The 17,205-nt window shown below is 42.4% G+C and carries 19 protein-coding genes and 1 pseudogene; 3 read left to right on the top strand and 17 right to left on the bottom strand.

Going from position 1 to position 17,205, the window contains the following annotated elements; translation table 11 throughout:
• Positions 1-31 precede the first annotated feature (31 nt).
• The 7 genes from BM358_RS24805 to BM358_RS24835 form a co-directional block, all read right to left on the bottom strand.
• Positions 32-1,105: an ABC transporter substrate-binding protein gene (locus BM358_RS24805; RefSeq protein WP_028542540.1), complete on the bottom strand. Its 1,074-nt coding sequence runs from the start codon at positions 1,103-1,105 to the stop codon at positions 32-34.
• Positions 1,102-1,923, bottom strand: a complete 822-nt coding sequence (locus BM358_RS24810; protein WP_013311255.1) for an ABC transporter permease — start codon at positions 1,921-1,923, stop codon at positions 1,102-1,104. The genes BM358_RS24805 and BM358_RS24810 overlap by 4 nt, the downstream gene beginning before the upstream one ends.
• Complete coding sequence (locus tag BM358_RS24815; protein ID WP_028542541.1) at positions 1,913-2,725, bottom strand: ABC transporter permease; 813 nt, start codon at positions 2,723-2,725, stop codon at positions 1,913-1,915. The genes BM358_RS24810 and BM358_RS24815 overlap by 11 nt, the downstream gene beginning before the upstream one ends.
• Complete coding sequence (locus BM358_RS24820; RefSeq protein WP_028542542.1) at positions 2,715-3,824, bottom strand: ABC transporter ATP-binding protein; 1,110 nt, start codon at positions 3,822-3,824, stop codon at positions 2,715-2,717. The genes BM358_RS24815 and BM358_RS24820 overlap by 11 nt, the downstream gene beginning before the upstream one ends.
• A gap of 75 nt (positions 3,825-3,899) precedes the next feature.
• Positions 3,900-5,036, bottom strand: a complete 1,137-nt coding sequence (locus BM358_RS24825) for an N-acetyldiaminopimelate deacetylase (protein WP_028542543.1) — start codon at positions 5,034-5,036, stop codon at positions 3,900-3,902.
• Between the two features lie 181 nt (positions 5,037-5,217).
• On the bottom strand, positions 5,218-5,931 hold the full coding sequence (gene dapD, locus BM358_RS24830) for a 2,3,4,5-tetrahydropyridine-2,6-dicarboxylate N-acetyltransferase (protein WP_013311259.1): 714 nt from the start codon (positions 5,929-5,931) through the stop codon (positions 5,218-5,220).
• A gap of 212 nt (positions 5,932-6,143) precedes the next feature.
• Positions 6,144-7,052 (bottom strand): hypothetical protein, encoded by a 909-nt coding sequence (locus BM358_RS24835; protein WP_028542544.1) that lies wholly within the window; start codon positions 7,050-7,052, stop codon positions 6,144-6,146.
• Positions 7,053-7,284: 232 nt separating this feature from the next.
• Between BM358_RS24835 and BM358_RS24840 the strand changes: the two genes are divergently transcribed.
• Both BM358_RS24840 and BM358_RS24845 read left to right on the top strand, forming a co-directional pair.
• On the top strand, positions 7,285-8,229 hold the full coding sequence (locus tag BM358_RS24840; protein WP_028542545.1) for a DMT family transporter: 945 nt from the start codon (positions 7,285-7,287) through the stop codon (positions 8,227-8,229).
• A 75-nt stretch (positions 8,230-8,304) separates the two neighbouring features.
• The gene (locus BM358_RS24845) at positions 8,305-9,168 is read left to right on the top strand and encodes a sulfurtransferase (RefSeq protein WP_028542546.1); all 864 of its coding nucleotides are present in this window, start codon (positions 8,305-8,307) and stop codon (positions 9,166-9,168) included.
• A 161-nt stretch (positions 9,169-9,329) separates the two neighbouring features.
• Here BM358_RS24845 and BM358_RS24850 read toward each other — a convergent pair whose 3' ends face one another.
• The 7 genes from BM358_RS24850 to BM358_RS24880 form a co-directional block, all read right to left on the bottom strand.
• Positions 9,330-9,956 (bottom strand): class I SAM-dependent methyltransferase, encoded by a 627-nt coding sequence (locus BM358_RS24850; protein ID WP_028542547.1) that lies wholly within the window; start codon positions 9,954-9,956, stop codon positions 9,330-9,332.
• Positions 9,957-9,977: 21 nt separating this feature from the next.
• A complete protein-coding gene (locus BM358_RS24855; RefSeq protein WP_028542548.1) occupies positions 9,978-10,433 on the bottom strand; it encodes a DinB family protein in 456 nt (151 codons plus the stop codon).
• Between the two features lie 176 nt (positions 10,434-10,609).
• Positions 10,610-11,005, bottom strand: a complete 396-nt coding sequence (locus tag BM358_RS24860) for a GNAT family N-acetyltransferase (RefSeq protein ID WP_197032089.1) — start codon at positions 11,003-11,005, stop codon at positions 10,610-10,612.
• A gap of 231 nt (positions 11,006-11,236) precedes the next feature.
• Positions 11,237-11,734 carry a GNAT family N-acetyltransferase gene (locus BM358_RS24865; protein ID WP_028542549.1) on the bottom strand — a complete coding sequence of 166 codons (498 nt, stop codon included), beginning with the start codon at positions 11,732-11,734 and terminating at the stop codon, positions 11,237-11,239.
• 180 nt (positions 11,735-11,914) lie between these two features.
• Entirely contained in the window at positions 11,915-12,328 is a 414-nt protein-coding gene (locus BM358_RS24870; RefSeq protein ID WP_028542550.1) for a GNAT family N-acetyltransferase, read from the bottom strand.
• 89 nt (positions 12,329-12,417) lie between these two features.
• The gene (locus tag BM358_RS24875; protein ID WP_028542551.1) at positions 12,418-12,867 is read right to left on the bottom strand and encodes a GNAT family N-acetyltransferase; all 450 of its coding nucleotides are present in this window, start codon (positions 12,865-12,867) and stop codon (positions 12,418-12,420) included.
• 409 nt (positions 12,868-13,276) lie between these two features.
• On the bottom strand, positions 13,277-13,846 hold the full coding sequence (locus BM358_RS24880; RefSeq protein ID WP_028542552.1) for a TetR/AcrR family transcriptional regulator: 570 nt from the start codon (positions 13,844-13,846) through the stop codon (positions 13,277-13,279).
• 239 nt (positions 13,847-14,085) lie between these two features.
• On the opposite strand from BM358_RS24880, the pseudogene BM358_RS24885 reads away from it, so the two are divergent.
• A pseudogene (locus BM358_RS24885) lies at positions 14,086-14,834 on the top strand (SDR family oxidoreductase).
• A 234-nt stretch (positions 14,835-15,068) separates the two neighbouring features.
• Here BM358_RS24885 and BM358_RS24890 read toward each other — a convergent pair.
• From BM358_RS24890 to BM358_RS24905, 3 genes are all read right to left on the bottom strand, one after another.
• The gene (locus tag BM358_RS24890; RefSeq protein WP_028542553.1) at positions 15,069-15,524 is read right to left on the bottom strand and encodes an NUDIX hydrolase; all 456 of its coding nucleotides are present in this window, start codon (positions 15,522-15,524) and stop codon (positions 15,069-15,071) included.
• Between the two features lie 276 nt (positions 15,525-15,800).
• Positions 15,801-16,190, bottom strand: a complete 390-nt coding sequence (locus BM358_RS24895; RefSeq protein WP_049828487.1) for a hypothetical protein — start codon at positions 16,188-16,190, stop codon at positions 15,801-15,803.
• A 361-nt stretch (positions 16,191-16,551) separates the two neighbouring features.
• Entirely contained in the window at positions 16,552-17,070 is a 519-nt protein-coding gene (locus BM358_RS24905; RefSeq protein ID WP_028542555.1) for a hypothetical protein, read from the bottom strand.
• Positions 17,071-17,205: the final 135 nt, after the last annotated feature.

Here is a 17,205-nt window from a genome sequence, read left to right on the forward strand (position 1 = left end):
AGCACCAACCCCTAATCTCAACGCCACTCCCCTACTTTAAATGCATTTTGAATTGCAGGAACAATTCATTGTAATGAGCGAGCATACGCTTGCCTAGATTGTTGTATACTTCAAGCTTATCTGTAATTTCGGACGGAGGGTAAAAACGCTCGTCGCCAGAGATATCTTCAGGCAACAACTTCTTTCCATCCTCGTTGGGTGTGGAGTATCCTACAAACTCGGCATTTTGAGCGGCTACATCGGGCTGCATCATGAAATTGATGAACTTATGGGCCGCATCCACATGCGTAGCAGTTTTTGGAATAACCATATTATCAAACCACAAGTTGGAGCCTTCATCCGGCACGATGTAATCGAGCTTCTCGTTCTCATCCATGATTTCAGACGCATCACCGGACCATACAACCCCGGCAGCAGCTTCCTCGTTTGCCAGCAGCATTTTAATCTCGTCACCGACAACCGCCTTGACATTGGGCGCTAATTTCTCCAACTTCGTCAAAGCCTGCTGTAAATGTGCCTCATTCGTATCGTTCAAGGAATAGTGAAGGCTGTTCAGTGACATCCCTACGACTTCCCTCGCACCATCAACCAACAGTAGGTTATTACGTAGCTTTGGATTCCACAGACCGTTCCAGCTATGAAAATCAATGCCTTTCGTCAGCTCAGGGTTAAACACAATCCCGACTGTACCCCAAAAATACGGTACCGAGTATTCATTATTCGGGTCAAACGAAAGGTTTAGAAAATGAGAATCCACATGCTTCAAATTCGGCAGCTTGCTGTGGTCCAACGGGAGCAACAAGTGCTCCTGCTTCATTTTAGCCAAAGCATATTCCGAGGGAACCGCTACGTCAAACGAAGTTCCTCCCTGCTCGATTTTCGTCAGCATCGCCTCATTGGAGTCAAAGGTCTGATAAATGACAGTAATCCCCGTCTCCTTCTGAAACCGTTCCAACAGCTCAGGATCAATGTAGTCTCCCCAGTTGTACACCGTCAGTGTGTTGCCACCGGAGTAGCCTTGACTGGAATTAAGCCATGCGGCCACCCCCATCAGCCCAAACGAGATGATGAAGATGGACAGAAACACGCGCACAAGTGACTTCATCTAGGCACCCCCATTTCTGCCGCAGGCTCTTTTTTACCGTTACGATTCGCCTTGCGCATAATAAAGTAGTAACCCACCACCAGCAGCACAGTAAACAGGAAAATGAGCGTGGATAGCGCATTGATGGACAAGGAAACCCCTTGACGGGCACGTGAGTATATTTCCACCGATAAGGTCGAATAGCCACTACCTGTCACAAAAAAGGTCACCGCAAAATCATCCAGCGAGTATGTTAACGCCATAAAGAAGCCCGCATAAATCCCTGGCTTGATAAAGGGTAGAATCACCTTGGTCAGCACATCCATTCGGCTGGCACCCAAATCACGCGCGGCATCGACCAGAGATGGACTCATTTCCTGCAACCGCGGCAAAATCATAATGACCGCAATCGGCACACTAAATGCAATATGGGATAATAAAACGGAGTAGAAACCCAGCTTAATCCCGACCATCGTGAACAAAATGAGGAAGGAAGCGCCAATAATGACGTCCGGGTTCACGATCAATACATTATTGAGCGACAGCAGCGTATTCTTGACTCGACGGTTCTGCATCTGATGAATAGCCAGCGCACCCATGATGCCAATAATCGTAGCTAACGCAGACGACAGCAGAGCAATCACCAAGGTGTTAATGACAATAATGATCAAGCGAGTGTCTGCAAACACCTCTTTGTAATATTGAAGTGTAAAACCTTCAAACTCATGCATCGTCCCGCCACTGTTGAAGGAATAGTACATCAAATACAAAATAGGTGCGTACAACACGAGAAAAACAATCACCAAATAAATATTCCCGAATCGGTTTTTATTTACCATGCCGCACCCTCCGTTTCGTTCCCGAGGTGAGCAGCATAATGATCCCCATCGCCAAAATCAGGAACACGGCAACCGTAGAGCCCATACCCCAATCCTGAGTAACCAGAAAATGCTGCTCTATCGCTGTCCCCAGTGTAATCACACGGTTACCTGCAATCAGGCGGGTAATCATAAACAGCGACAACGCTGGAATAAACACAGCCATGCAACCGGATCGCACACCCGCAAGCGTTAACGGGAAAATAACCCTGCGAAACGCGGTCCACCTGGAGGCTCCCAAATCACGGGCTGCGTCCAGCAATGAAGGGTTTAAACCTTCCAACGCGTTATAGATGGGCAAAATCATAAAAGGCACAAAAATATAAACCGACACAAACACAAAGCTGGAGCTGGTAAACAATAATTGCTGACCTCCCAACCCAACCATACCTAACACCGCATTCACCGGGCCATAGGTACCAAAGATCCCGATAAAAGCATACGTTTTGAGTAACAGGTTAATCCAGGTCGGCAAAATAATGAGCAACAGCCACAGCTGCTTATGCTTGGTGCGTGTGAGCAAATATGCTGCCGGGTAAGCAACTAACAGTGAAAATACAGTGATCAGAAATGCATACCAGAACGAGCTAAGCGTCATGCTCAAATAAACAGGTGTCAGAAACTGAGCGTAGTTGTTGAAGGTGAGATGACCATCCACATCAAATAATGAATAGTAAAACACAAGTACAACCGGAGCTGCCACGAACAGCACAATCCATAAATAGTAAGGCAGCAGATACGCTGCTCTTGTATTACCGGACATGCTGATCCACCTCTTCATAGGCTTCCAGACGCCGATCAAATTCTTCCTCTGTTTCCCCGAACCGCATCACATGGATCGCTTCCGGGTCAAATCGCAGACCGATTTCACTGCCCAGCTCCGCCTTTTTGGTAGAATGTACGAGCCACTCCTGACCCGAATCATCATAGCAGCTTATTTCATAGTGAACACCTCGGAACAATTGGGTATCCACTTTTACACGTAGCTTGCCTTCAGCCACACTCGTAATCTCCAAGTCCTCTGGCCGGATCACAATTTCAATGGGCTCGTTCGGACGTAATCCTCCGTCAACACATTCAAACTGTCGACCGTTAAATTCCACTTGGTAATCCGCAATCATCCGTCCTGGGACAATATTGGATTCGCCGATGAAATCAGCAACAAACCGATTAATCGGCTCATCATAAATATCATTAGGCGTACCACTCTGCTCAATCTTACCTTTGTTCATGACAAAAATTTCGTCCGACATGGCCAGCGCTTCCTCCTGATCATGCGTAACGAAAATAAAGGTAATTCCAAGGCGCTGCTGCATTTCGCGCAAAATGTACTGCATTTCTGTACGCAGCTTTAAATCCAGTGCAGACAACGGTTCATCCAACAACAGAACATCAGGCTCATTGACGATAGCCCGTGCGATGGCTACACGCTGACGCTGTCCCCCGGACATCTCAGAAATTTCTCGCTCACCGTAGCCTTCCAGATTGACAAAGGACAACGCCTGTGTCACCTTCTCCTGAATGTCCTTTTTGTTCATCTTTTTGATGCGCAGACCAAAGGCTACATTTTCAAACACATTCAGATGCGGAAATAGCGCATAATCTTGAAAAACCGTATTGACCTGCCGCTCATTGGCTGGAACACGATTAATGAGTTTTCCATTTAAATAAATAGAGCCTTCTGTCGGCTCCGCAAAACCTGCAATCATACGCAGAATCGTTGTTTTACCACAGCCGGAAGGACCCAGCAGTGTATAAAATTTACCACGCTCAATCTCAAAGCTGACGTCCGCCAGCACTGGGGGATCGTTGTCATATTGCTTGGTCACCCGTTCAAATCGGATGATGGTTTGCTCTCCCATAACACCCTCCTTCAAAAATTCGACTTCATTCCATTTCATTCTTCTCATTAAACATAATTATTCAGGGCGTATCATTTACCCTTGTGACTTCCATGTAAAATAGTCTGTCAGCACACGAATGGCTACACCAATCGCTTCCTCCGCAGGCTCCAGCTTCGCATGATGCAAACCATAAGGCGTATCAACACCAAGCCAGAACATTAGACCGGGAATTCGCTCCAGAAAATACCCGAAGTCTTCTCCGGTCATCGCTTCTCCGCATTCAATAAGCTGCACATCCTGCCGGTTACTGACCCAGTTCATAAATTCCTCGGTCACCTGAGCTTCATTGTACACTTGCAAATAGTTTGAGCCATAGTGAATCTCTGCATGGCATTCAAATCCAGCTTCAACACCGCGTACCAGCGCTTCAATCCGTGATTTAACCAGCATCATTGTATCGGCTGACAACGTTCGAATCGTACCCTCCAAACGGGCGGTTTCCGCTATAATATTTTGCTTCGTGCCTCCGCTAACCTTACCCACGGTAATGACCGCTGCATCGAGTGGATTCACATTACGGGCTACAACCGTCTGTAATTGTCCCACCAGTTGGCAAGCAGCTACTACCATATCATTCGCCTTGTGTGGATACGCAGCATGCCCGCCCATACCCTTCAGGTCGATGAAAAGCTCCGACGTATTGGCAAATAGGATGCCCGGGCGAGTCGCAATTGTACCGACAGGATATTCAGGTGCAACGTGCAGCGCGACAATTTCATCGGGTATCCAGTCTGCCAGCTCCGTGCTGTCCCGCATAGGCAAGGCTCCGCCCGGCCCTTCCTCAGCCGGTTGAAACAACACAACCAGGTCATCCTTAATCGGATGGCTTGCAAAGTGAGTAACAATTCCCAATCCAATCGTCATATGTAAATCGTGTCCACAAGCATGCATATAGCCGGGATGAGTCGAACGGAAATCGTAACCTGTCTCTTCTTCAATCGGCAAACCATCCATATCACAACGATATCCATAGCGGCGTTCAGGAGCTGTTCCATGAATGAACACCAACACGCCCGTACGCCATGTACGAATTTCCAACCGCTCCTGAGGGAGCGTTTCCAAATAATCCAGCAAATATTGTTGTGTTTTGTATTCCTCAAAACCCGGCTCGGGAATTTGGTGTAAATCTCTTCGTATTTGGACAAAAGAACGATAGTCGACCGTACTCATTACCGCTACGCCTCCTCTTTATAGCTCATCAGCTCTTATCTGGCAAAAGAACAAAAGGACAAAAGCCCGGCGCAGCCGCCGAGCCTTGTCCGTTGTGCTTCGTCCCTAAGTTATGCTGTCAGTGCATCATGCTTCTGACAAGGAATCGTTCACCTTTGGTACATAAAAAACTTTTGCCTTCTTACAGAACGCGCAGTTCTTTCAAAATCTCAGTTTTAGATTTGGTCTTATCGTCGACCTGTTTGATCACACGTGCAGGTGTACCCGCCACTACGGAGTATTCAGGTACATCTTCAGTTACGACAGCTCCGGCTGCAACAACTGCACCTTTACCAATTCGCACGCCTTCCAATACAACCGAATTCGCACCGATCAATACATCGTCTTCTACTACAACTGGCTGTGCAGATGGTGGTTCAATGACACCCGCCAGGACAACGCCTGCACCGATGTGACACATGTTACCTACTTTAACACGACCGCCCAGCACAGCATTCATATCAATCATCGTGCCTTCACCAATGGTGACACCGATGTTAATCACTGCACCCATCATGATGACTGCATTGTTACCGATGCCAACCATGTCACGAATATATGCGCCTGGCTCAATGCGGGCATTGATGCCTTTCAGATCGAGCATAGGAACAGCAGAGTTACGGCGGTCATTTTCCACCACGTAGTCTTCTTCTTTCGCGTTTGCGCTATCCAGTACAGGCTTGATATCAGCCCAATCCCCAAATACAACACCACTGTCTCCAGAAATAAAAGCTTGAACATTCTCGCCAAAAGATGCGGAAGCCAAAGCTCCTTTTACATATACTTTAACAGGCGTCTTTTTCTTGCTGTTTTTAATCACGTTGATGACTTCTTGTGTATTCATTTCGATGGACATAGTAAATCTAACAACTCCTTCATCGCTTCATACGACTTCGCAAGCCGGAATGATCTTATTCTCTCATCCTTTATAGCACAAAAGTGCAGGTCTCGCAATTATAGATTAGACCCTTATAGCTCTAACCTAGCCCTTAAAATAACTATTTTCAGCGGCAAAACTGCCTTAAATTCATAATTGTAAGCCGCCGACCATCCCACACCAAAGTAGGGTTATTTATTAGCTTGCAGGCTCTCCAGCGATGTATAAATGAAGGATTCGAATCCTTCAGCAGGTTCACCTTGTGGAATGTTCACTTTCACGATGAAACCGCCTGTTTTATTTTCTACAACAATATATTGCTGCGTCATCTTCGAACTGCTCGCTTGTAAGAACAGACGGCTACTGGATAACGCTTCAGGTACGGCTGTTTTGTCCAGCTTTTGCACCTTGCCGATGGAAGCTAGATCCTTTTCGCCTTCTTTTTGAAGTTCATCCAGATTAAAATCGGAGGGCAGCTTTGTAATTTCAGCATAATAGTTATCATCTACAGCCAAGGCAACACGGTTTTGATCGGGAAACAGGGACATCGGATCAAACACATACAGTGAATATCCCTCTCCTTTTGCCAATGTTGCTGTCTGCTTTTCCTTTTTTCCTTCAAGGGTAAGCTCAAAAGCTTGAGTTTTCGAGCGTTCCCCACCTACTGCTTGACTGGAACTTCCGTTTTGACTGCTATCTGTTGCAGCCTCTGTTTTTTGTATTTTCGTTAAAGTCAGTTGCTTCGCCGTCGCGTCGCCCTCTACTGTTTTTTCGTTGTATTCAAAAGCTACTGTATCGCCTTCTTTAAGTCCAGCTATTACCGTGTCCAGTCCCTCCCCCAATTGGAAGGATTGGGCTTCGCCATTGGTTTCAATCTCTACCGTATGCGGGTCAGCAGCTCCATTGTATACACCTGTGCCTTTTTTAACCTCCGGCTCAGCGATTGGCTCCGGTTTAACTTGCGGCTGCTGTTGCGTTTGCGGTTGGTCTGCCCCTTGAGGTGCGTTGTTATTGGTTTGCGGTTTCGTTCCACAGGCTGACAGAGCCAGCACTGCGACTACAGTCAGTAGTATGATTGAAAATGTGTTTTGTTTTTTCATAAAATCCACCTCCACTATGATAGACGAGCTTGTGCAGCAAAAGTTCTACGCAGCATCTCACTTAAAATCCTACCTCCTGCTCCCGTTTATAATATTCTCAGGATTTTGCAAAATCCTAATACCACGGGAATGTCAGGTACGGTATAATGAGCTGTATTAAACCTATTTTTTGAGATACCGATGGAAGGAACATAGACGTATTTACTTTCTGCCATACGGATGGAGCTGCCACATGAATCAAGCACACAAACCGTCGTTTTCCTTTGAATTTTTGTACATCGTAGGTATTATCGCTATTTCGTTCTCCTCGATCTTCGTAAGATGGTCTGAAGCCGAGGTGTCCGTCATCGCTATGTACCGTTTGTACCTAACCAATCTGATCATGCTGCCCTTAGTCTGGAAATACCGCACTGAGCTGTTTAGCCTGACCCGCAAGCAGTGGATGCTGATCCTCTGGTCCGGCATTGCGCTGGGGCTGCATTTCTTGCTCTGGATGGGCTCACTGCGACTGACCACCGTTGCAAGCTCTACCGTTATTATGACATTGGAGCCGATCCTTGTCATGCTCGGTTCTTTTTTGTTTTTCCGGACGGGCACGAATCGCGCTATGCTCATCGGAATGGGTATGGCTTTTATCGGCTCACTGGCCATCGGAGCTGGAGACTTCCATGTCTCGGGACAAGCCCTGCTCGGGGACGCACTGTCCTTCTTGGGTATGGTAGCCGTGTCCATCCATATGCTGATGGGCAAGCATCTGCGCGAGCATTTGAGCGCGTTTGTGTATAATTTTTGGGTTTTCGCCATCGCAGCCACCTCACTTGCGCTGTATAATGTGGTCAATGCCATTCCTTTTACCGGATACGCTCCACGGGAATGGGGACTGTTCCTGCTGCTTGCCATTGTGCCTACGCTGTTCGGACATTACCTGTTTAACTGGCTACTCAAATACATTAACGCCACCGCGGTGTCGATGGCGGTACTCGGCGAACCCGTTATTTCTTCCCTGCTAGCTTGGGTGCTGCTCGGGGAAAGGCTGTCTACTTTACAATTTGGTGCAGGCTTTTTCATCCTGTTCGGGGTATGGATTTTTATCCGATACGGAGCGGATTTTAAAAAGAAAGTCATCCACCAAAGTGAGTTGCCCGACACTGAGCATCCCCTGAAGGCCAGCTCATAACTTATTTACCCCATTTTTATAAGCTATACTCAATGGATTAAATTTACTGTTAAATAAAGGAAGGCGGAATCCTCTATGAAATCCATCGTATCCAAACGCTGGCTGCTGGCCCGATTGTATGAGCCGGACATGATCATTGCTGACTGCCGTTCCCTGCTCGGACAAGCTGGGGCTGGACGGACTCAATTTAATGAAGACCATATTCCAGGGGCGGTTCACTTCGATTTGGAAGAAGACCTTACTGCTCCTCTTGGTGAGCATGGTGGTCGCCATCCATTACCTGATGCGGATACACTTGCCGCACGTCTGAGTCGTGCCGGAATCAACGCATCTTCACGCATCGTCGCTTATGATGACCAAGGGGGTATGATGGCCTCCCGCTTCTGGTGGCTTCTGCGCTATCTCGGGCATGAGCAGGTATATGTGCTGGAAGAGGGCTACAGCGCTTGGAAAGAAGCGAAGTTCCCCGTTACGTCAGACCAGCCAATTCGCATTCCAAGTACATTCACACCGAATGTACAGCCGCAAATGCTCACAAGTATGAAAGAAGTACAACATATATCCGAAGATTCTGCTCCTGTTGGCTCCTATATCGGTTTTTCACCTATACTGATCGACTCCAGAGAGCGGCCGCGCTACCTGGGACTGGAAGAGCCCATAGATCAAGCTGCGGGGCATATCCCCGGTGCGGTGAATTACTTTTGGAAAGAAGTATTGGACGAAAAAGGCAGCTTTAAAAATGCGGAACAATTGCAGCAGCACTTTGCCGACCTTGATCCAAACGCAGAAATTATCGTGTATTGCGGTTCTGGCGTATCCGCCTGTCCCAACGTACTCGCCTTGAATGAAGCTGGATTTAGTAAGGTCCGTTTATATCCGGGAAGCTGGAGCGACTGGATCAGCTATGAGGAGAATCCGGTGGCGACCGGGGAGGAATAAAAAGTTTTCAACGGATATACAGGTTCTAAATACAAATACACTGTCCTAGCGATTAGGCTTACGGCAGTGTATTTGCTTTGTTCAAAAGTACACAAAAAATCAACTTGAGCTGAGTGAAGCAATAAAACGATGTAGAAGAAGTTGCTTGCTTCTTAGAATAGCTATCCAATCTTTTGAACAAATATATATCTTAATTCATATTTTTTCTGTTGTTTTTCTGCATATATTAGAGTCTCTCTTATGGAACCCGTTTCTAATATATTCAAATCATTAAAATGTCCTTTTAAATCTTCTTCAGTAAAGAAGTGAGCATATTTACCCTTCTTGTATTCGTATGTTCCTTCTTCAATTTCCCTACCCACACCATTATTAAAATCACAATTAGAAAAACATGTGAAATACATTACTCCCAATTCCTTCAAATGCTTCACGCAATTCTGTATCAGTTTTTTTCGGTCTTCTAACAAAAATAAATGCAATAAATCATAACAATATATTCCATCATATCTTTGGCATGTACTAAACTCTAATACCGATTCTTGAATAAAATTCGTTTTTAAGTCCCATTCTTTTGCTAGATTTATAGCTGAACTAGATATCTCAATTCCATCAACCTGAAAATAAGAAGAGAACGCCTTTGTATTTCTTCCATATCCAGCACCAGGAACCAAAATATCATGTACATTATTCTTTTTGAACAAATCTATAGCTTGGGTTACAGTTTGACTTGGTTCACAACCCCAAATCATCCCTTCTTCAGTAAATCTTTTGTTCCAATAATCCCCCATATGATTCACCCGCCTATATACTCACATAGCTCTTCTTTTAAGCTCATCAATCTGTCTGATATGATGTTGATCATGCCAGATAAAATCTCTTAAATATGATATTACAGTAAACTTCCCGTCAGCATATTCTTTAGTAAACTTGTCGTCTTCAAAACTTTCTATACTCTCCAATATCATGTTACGGTACTGAATAGTCAATTTAATTAATTCTTCTTTCGTTTTTGTTTTTCCATATTCAATAGCATCCTGATTAAATTGTTCAAAATCCATATGTGTTAATGTCAAAGGTGTATTGTTTAATATGGGACTTATTGCTGCTTCAAAAAAGTATTTATCCCACAGTAGTATATGACTTACGATATCCTGAACTGACCATTTACCTTCAGCAATCGTTATTTGCCAATCCATTTCACGAATCTCAGAAACAAAACTGATCCATTCTTTGAACTCCTCTAGTAACCGTGACTTCTCATTCATGGTATCACGCTCCTTTTTTCAAATTATTCATTGCTCCTTTGCCATTCATCTGCCAAAATCGCATATTGATATGCATTATGCCAAATGGGTTGTCCTTCTTCCGTTTTATGGAAAAATGCTTTCTTGATATGGTGACCTTCTTTTCGCATCAACAAGCGCTCCAATAATCTCCACGATCAGGCGTTTTCTGGATTACACATTGCAATAATCCGATGAGCCTTTAACTCTTCAAATCCATATTGCAATACTCTTCTACTTGCCTCAGTAGCATATCCATTTCCATAGTATCTTGGGTTGAATATGTATCCTATTTCCCATGTTAAAAACTCAAACGGTACGGTTTGATTAAAATAAATGTGTCCTATCATTTTATTGTTTTCTCTTAATACAACTGCCATAAAAATATTGCTTTGCGATCGTTCCAATGTCATCTGCTTACAATCTTCCTCATTACAAACTTCCCCAGGTTCATACTTCAATACTTCTTCTATTGATAAGTAATCATGTAGGTCATTCCAATCATCAGATCGAAAATTTCTTATAAGTAATCTTTCTGACTCTAAATCTATCATAATTATCGCCTCTGATACGTTTATTTAGCCTTTGCCTGAATTACTTTTAACGATCATTTAATCCCTCTCCATTGAGAATTTTTCTACATACATTTTTCAACCCTTGACTCCCGAGTTTTAGATTGTTTGGGTGCACTCAGAATCCGTAAGGAGCCGCTGCTTGGATATGATGTTAGGCGATACCCTTGATTTCTTTTGAGTTCCTTAAAATAGTCTTATTACTACTGTATTTTAACTTCTCAAATCGACAACCATCGTGATTGATGAATCAACTTTCCCAACTTCTTTAAATCCGAATCTCTCGTAGAGTTTCATTGCGGCTGCATTGCTCGGATCAACACTGAGGGATAATTTTTTTATATTCCTCTTCCTAGCTTCTTTAAATAATTCATCCATTAAGGCCATTCCGATTTTTCTTCCCCTGTATTCTTTTAACAAAGCCATTCCTAGTTCGGGTACATCATTATCAATAAATCCAAATCCCTTATTATCCTCGTTAAAATATCGAACTGTTATTGATCCGACGGGTTCACCCTCATGGTTCATTGCTATAAATCCAAAATCCCCCTCTCTTCCCCAACCTTCAATATACTTTGATATATAAGGGTCTTTTATTATCGCTTTATCGAATGGCTCTTGACCTTCTGGGACAAATAATGATTCATATAACATCTCCCATAAAAAAAACACATCATCTTCTATTATTGGTCGGATTCTGTATTGCATCATTGAAGTTACCTCATTTCTAGATTCTCAAAGGTTTCGCATAACGTTTCTGTATTCATGAACCCCAAAGGGGTTGTCTGCTGAAATCCTCTTCGAATTTCAACTCCCAGACCTAGGCTCCATTGTGAACGCAGCTTGAATATTATATTTTAAATGTCACTTCCTTCATTGATTTCCTCAACGTTAATTTTTGTTCAACTCCTTTGTCAGTATTATTTCCAGAGGTTCGTTCTCAAGCATTAAACATCCAGCATCTCTATATCCAAGCTTTCTATAAAAATGTTGAGCTCCTTCATTCGACTGCGTTGAGGTCATGACCATTTCAAATCCTTTTTGTTTCATTAATTCTTCCCAATACTGGACAACCTTTTTACCAATACCTGTTCCTCTATACTCCTCATCTATCCATATCATATTCATAAATGGTGTGTTGTCCCAAAAAAATCCGTATCTCATCCAACCTATTTCTTGATTGGATTCTCTAATTATTAGAATTTCATTTTCTTTTATTTTTGGTCTTATAAGTGTCTTATGTATGTGCTTGTCTCTTAACGCGATATACTCATAATCTGATTCAATCGCAAAATCAATCTGCATTGTAAATCCTCCCTTTCACTCTTTTCATTGAATAGCTTCTTGGTAACACTCAGCACTGATGTCTCATAACGTTTGTACATTACATAAGTTTATAAAGTCTTTTTAAAAATGTATAAGTCACCTTCTTCTCTAACCTTAGTAAACCCACACTTTGAATAGAAGTGATGATTCTTCACACTCCAGCTAGGAGTATCCAGCCACCATTCAGTGCTGTCTGGAAATTTACTTTCAATTTTCTCCATCACCTTCGTTCCGATTCCTTGATTTTTAAAATTTGGATCAATAAAGATTCTTCCTAGATTATGCACTTGATTACATTCTACAAATATCATAGCACCCCCGATTATTTCTCCATTAAAGAGTACCTTGAAATATTCGCAATTTTGCATCATCTCTTCTTGCCAACTTATGGAGTCATATCCTATTGGCCCAACGGTTTCGTTATTCTTAAAATGCTTTGATTCATCCTCAAAACTGGCCTTTTGTATTTCAGCAAGTTTTTGTGCATCATTTTTTCTAGCTTTTTCTAATGTCAGCACCAAACATACCTCCATTGTCTTTTTATTTTTTCCGGGGTTGTCTGCTGAAATGCCTCCTCGAACTCCATCCCAACAGGCTAAGGCTCCGTGAGGATTCTTATGCTTGAATATTATGTTATCAGAAGTTACCGAACTTCTTCACTATGCATTCAAAATCAATGGGCAAATTTTTTTATCAGCGAATTTTCTTATATGGTCTTTTTCCATTTTGTAGTTTGATTATTAGTTCATATGCATCTTTTCGAATTATATTAATTCCAATTGGCAAAGAGTATATCCATAAAATGACCTCCAGATCTTTCGTGTTCTTTATACTATAGTTTTTAGTACTTTTGAAATCTTATTATTATGTTTTAGTAATTCAAGAATTTCTGATAACGTTTGTGTATAAAGCCTCTAAATTAGAGACTCAAATGGACGATGTTCGTTCGTGTCCCTCGACACCACGGTTCAGCAAATTCCAAAATTGTTCAACCATGACCGATGCCGGATATGGCATCGAATGGGTAATCCACCATTCCAATACCCCCACTGCCGCTGAAATTAAAAATTGCACCGTAATGTCCCTGTTCATTTCCTGATCGAGGTTGATCGAATCCAGATGCTCGCTCAGACTTTGCCAAAACATTGTCTCCATTTGGTTCCGAAAAATCGTACTTCCCTTGTTCGTCAGCATTCTAGAATAGAATGAAGCATGCTGCTCCAAATATTCAAACGTACGCAGTAATGCGGTTTTGGAAGGGAGATGAAAGAAGTTATCTTCAGACATAAAATTGCGTAGTAACTCGTTAATTTGAGCTTCCATGCATTGATCACGCAGATCGTACTTGTCAGCGAAATGCAAATAAACCGTTCCGCGATTGACATTCGCTTCCTCCGCAATTTGATTGATCGTAATTCTCTCGGATTCCTTTTCTGACATCAGCCTCATAAAAGCATCAATAATGGCTTGCCTCGATTTTTGAATACGCCTGTCCATATCCTTCTCCCCTTTGCACCATCCGAAAAAATGAACATTTCGAAGTCCTCTGTTGAAAAATCAACAACCACGCTTGTTTTAACCATTGAACCCCATATACCGCTCTGATACATTCACTTTATAAAATTTATGTTGATGATTCAACATATGTTCAATTTTAGAGGAGCCATACTTATGAAAGCTATTGTTTTACAATCTTTGGATAATTTAATTTACAATGAATTAGGAGGGTTTAAAAATTGAAACTTACAGGAAACACGATTTTTATTACAGGCGGCGGTTCGGGAATTGGACGTGCGTTAGCAGAAGCTCTCCACAATCTTGGAAACAAAGTTATTATCTCCGGTCGACGTAAAGAGCGTCTGGAGGAGACGATCAAAGCGAATCCCGGCATGTCCGCAGTGGAATTGAATGTACAAGATCCTGCCCGCATAGAGGCGGCCGCCAAGCAGTTAATCGAGAATACCCGGATGTTAATGTCTTGATTAACAACGCTGGCATCATACAGTCCGATGACGCGGCGGGCGTGATCGATGAAGATGTTTTAATTTCGACTGTCACTACAAACTTGCTAGGTCCCATTCGGTTGACTTCTGCATTCATCGAGCATTTGAAGTCCAAAGAAGAAGCGGTTGTCATCAACACGACTTCAATACTCGGATATGTACCATTAGCAACAACTGCTGTATACTCCGCGACGAAAGCAGCACTTCATACCTATACGCTGTCCCAAAGGTACATGCTTAAAGACACATCGGTAAAAGTAATAGAAATTGTGCCCCCATGGGTTCAAAGCAACAACGATGAACCACGGGCGATGCCACTTACTTCATTCATTGATGCAACAATAAAGATACTTGGCACGGATACAGACGAAGTTCTAGTGGAAGAAGCGAAAATATTTCGAAATAACCCTGGTCCGAACGAAAATGTTTTTGTGACCCAGCTTAACGATACGATGAATTCCGAACCTCCAAAGATCCATTGATCCATCTGTAATTCAATTCTCAAAAATTTAGGCGAACATGAAGTAAACACTCAGTTCCGTCTACTTCATGTTCATTTTTATTGCAACTTGCTCGTGAAGCAAGAATACACGCCAAGCGGTCACACCCATGTTTACCTCTTAAATAATTATGTTGATTTCACAATATTCCCGCAGTTCAAACAGCCCTTTGTTAGGTGATGTCGGGGACATTCTCAATTTACTAAAAAAATGTTTTCATGATCTTACTTCATTTAAAAATCTTGTTATTATCGGTAGGTCGGGAGGACTTATTTGGTTGGGTATCTTGTTTAAATCAAAAAATCGTATATCTTGTACTTCAGCTTCATCACCTTTAATTATTCCACTGTATTCTTTACATATATAAGCTGCAACTACGTTATATACTTCATCTCCATGCGGATATCGATAGTAGAGTTCCGGGCCTGAAAATATATCAAGTAATTCTAACTCTTCGGCTTCTAAGCCTACCTCTTCAAAAAGTTCCCGGCTTGCAACCTCCTTCATATTCTCACCAGGCTCCATTGAACCTCCTGGTAATCCCCATAGACCATTGTCAGTTCTTTGCTGCAATAATAATCGTCCCTCATCATCTATGAGAATCACACATGCTCCTGCCATAATTATAGGTCGGGTACCTACTAACTCTCTTAATTCTTTTATGTAATTCAATATCTTCACGCCCCTTTGAGATCCTTTAACAGACCAAGGCTCCGTTAGGAGCCACTGCTTGAATTTAACGTTATATGACGGATTCACTTCTAAAATCTACTTTCGTCAATGGATAAGGTACGTAGTCTGGGTGGCTCTGCCACTTAGCCGGTTGAATGTTTCCGGTGAATCCGCCCTTCCGAAATGCATCTTCCGGGCTAAGGGTCGGGCTTGTCCCGGCCAGATGAGTTGAATGCTATGTTAGATAACGTTGACTTTTTTCGAGTTAAGTAATTATTATTCTCGTTTCCATTTATGTGTTTCGAGTAGTTTTCCAGTTTCATAAAAATACTTTATTACTTCAAGCATAGGAATTAATTCTATACAAATGTTATCGCAATAATTGCCTAACTGGCCACCAGCAACCAGATGAATTTCACCGTTTCCCTGTTTATCGTTCATAAGAGTATATATATTACCATCAATTGTAATAGACACTATAAAATATTCCGGTCCGCCTCCAACCAATGCTGAATCTGTATCTGATACCTCAAAAAAAACTAATGTAAATTTATCTCCATCGAGTTTTTTCAAAAAACTTAAAGTGTCTGCCCACGTAGGATTCATAACTATTTCTTCATTGAATGTGGTCCCAATCCATTCATCAATACTAATAGATTTTATCACTTTTTCTTTTCATCCTTTTTAGATGGTTTTATTTATTCGGGGGCTTTCATCTAACGATTCTACATTCACGATCCCAGCGAATGCTCAGGTGTCCTACAGTGATCTCCTTTTCCGAAATCCTTCTGCCGGGCCGAGGGCGTATGCCGATGTGTGACACTATGTTATCAGATGGACTATGACAACTTTGAGGATATTTACAAAATTTCTTCTCCCTTTAATATTTTATTTGAGAACTGGTCCACAGCCAACCACGTTGAAACATCCTCTTTGATATTCTTATTCCAAGCAACTAAAAAATGTACTTGACATATCTCATTAGAATCAATTAGTATCATAGGAATTTTAATGCCTTTATCAGAACTTAGGATAAAACCGTGCTTTTCAAAGTCAAGTTTAAACATAGCGATTTAGGAATCATATCTCCTTGATTTCTTCTTGCCATTAACATATCCCCGTCTTGTGTCCCCAAGTGTAAACGGTATACCTGATTCTCGTATTCGACAGCTTCAAGATCTTCCCCAGTATTAGATCCATAATCTGTCCAACTGTAACCCTCCTTCCAAGAAGCAGAAAAGCTGCACGTACTTATTTGAGTGTTCGCATGAGGCTTTATTCTAAATACTGCTCCCCAACATTCTTCTACTGTCAGATGTAAAGCGAGATTGAGCTTGGGTCTACAGACAACTAGCTCACAATCAAATGAATCATAATAATATTTATATAATGACCCACCATTTTTGAGTTTATAACTTTGTTCTGGATGATAGAAGTGATCAGAGACTGTGAGTGAAAATTCAATTATTCCAAGAGGAGTATGTATTTGTGGCTGTAAGAGATTGTTTTCTTTAATTAAGACTTGTTCTCCATGAAATAGCTTCATTTTTTCCCTCCTCATAGTCTTTCTAATAACATTCCTGTATGCATGAAACCCAACTCGCAGACCTAGGCTCCGAAGGAGACGCAACTTGAATATTATGTTATATGATGGGGATGTCTTCTTCGAATTTTCTACAGT

This window comes from Paenibacillus sp. cl130 (genome assembly GCF_900116035.1).
In the GTDB taxonomy this organism is placed as follows: domain Bacteria; phylum Bacillota; class Bacilli; order Paenibacillales; family Paenibacillaceae; genus Paenibacillus; species Paenibacillus polymyxa_B.

What these genes read in the sequence shown, in the direction of transcription:
- BM358_RS24805 (WP_028542540.1), bottom strand. Translation starts at nt 1,105, where the DNA reads ATGAAGTCACTTGTGCGCGTGTTTCTGTCCATCTTCATCATCTCGTTT.
- BM358_RS24810 (WP_013311255.1), bottom strand. Translation starts at nt 1,923, where the DNA reads ATGGTAAATAAAAACCGATTCGGGAATATTTATTTGGTGATTGTTTTT.
- BM358_RS24815 (WP_028542541.1), bottom strand. Translation starts at nt 2,725, where the DNA reads ATGTCCGGTAATACAAGAGCAGCGTATCTGCTGCCTTACTATTTATGG.
- BM358_RS24820 (WP_028542542.1), bottom strand. Translation starts at nt 3,824, where the DNA reads ATGGGAGAGCAAACCATCATCCGATTTGAACGGGTGACCAAGCAATAT.
- BM358_RS24825 (WP_028542543.1), bottom strand. Translation starts at nt 5,036, where the DNA reads ATGAGTACGGTCGACTATCGTTCTTTTGTCCAAATACGAAGAGATTTA.
- dapD (WP_013311259.1), bottom strand. Translation starts at nt 5,931, where the DNA reads ATGTCCATCGAAATGAATACACAAGAAGTCATCAACGTGATTAAAAAC.
- BM358_RS24835 (WP_028542544.1), bottom strand. Translation starts at nt 7,052, where the DNA reads ATGAAAAAACAAAACACATTTTCAATCATACTACTGACTGTAGTCGCA.
- BM358_RS24840 (WP_028542545.1), top strand. Translation starts at nt 7,285, where the DNA reads ATGAATCAAGCACACAAACCGTCGTTTTCCTTTGAATTTTTGTACATC.
- BM358_RS24845 (WP_028542546.1), top strand. Translation starts at nt 8,305, where the DNA reads ATGAAATCCATCGTATCCAAACGCTGGCTGCTGGCCCGATTGTATGAG.
- BM358_RS24850 (WP_028542547.1), bottom strand. Translation starts at nt 9,956, where the DNA reads ATGGGGGATTATTGGAACAAAAGATTTACTGAAGAAGGGATGATTTGG.
- BM358_RS24855 (WP_028542548.1), bottom strand. Translation starts at nt 10,433, where the DNA reads ATGAATGAGAAGTCACGGTTACTAGAGGAGTTCAAAGAATGGATCAGT.
- BM358_RS24860 (WP_197032089.1), bottom strand. Translation starts at nt 11,005, where the DNA reads ATGATAGATTTAGAGTCAGAAAGATTACTTATAAGAAATTTTCGATCT.
- BM358_RS24865 (WP_028542549.1), bottom strand. Translation starts at nt 11,734, where the DNA reads ATGATGCAATACAGAATCCGACCAATAATAGAAGATGATGTGTTTTTT.
- BM358_RS24870 (WP_028542550.1), bottom strand. Translation starts at nt 12,328, where the DNA reads ATGCAGATTGATTTTGCGATTGAATCAGATTATGAGTATATCGCGTTA.
- BM358_RS24880 (WP_028542552.1), bottom strand. Translation starts at nt 13,846, where the DNA reads ATGGACAGGCGTATTCAAAAATCGAGGCAAGCCATTATTGATGCTTTT.
- BM358_RS24905 (WP_028542555.1), bottom strand. Translation starts at nt 17,070, where the DNA reads ATGAAGCTATTTCATGGAGAACAAGTCTTAATTAAAGAAAACAATCTC.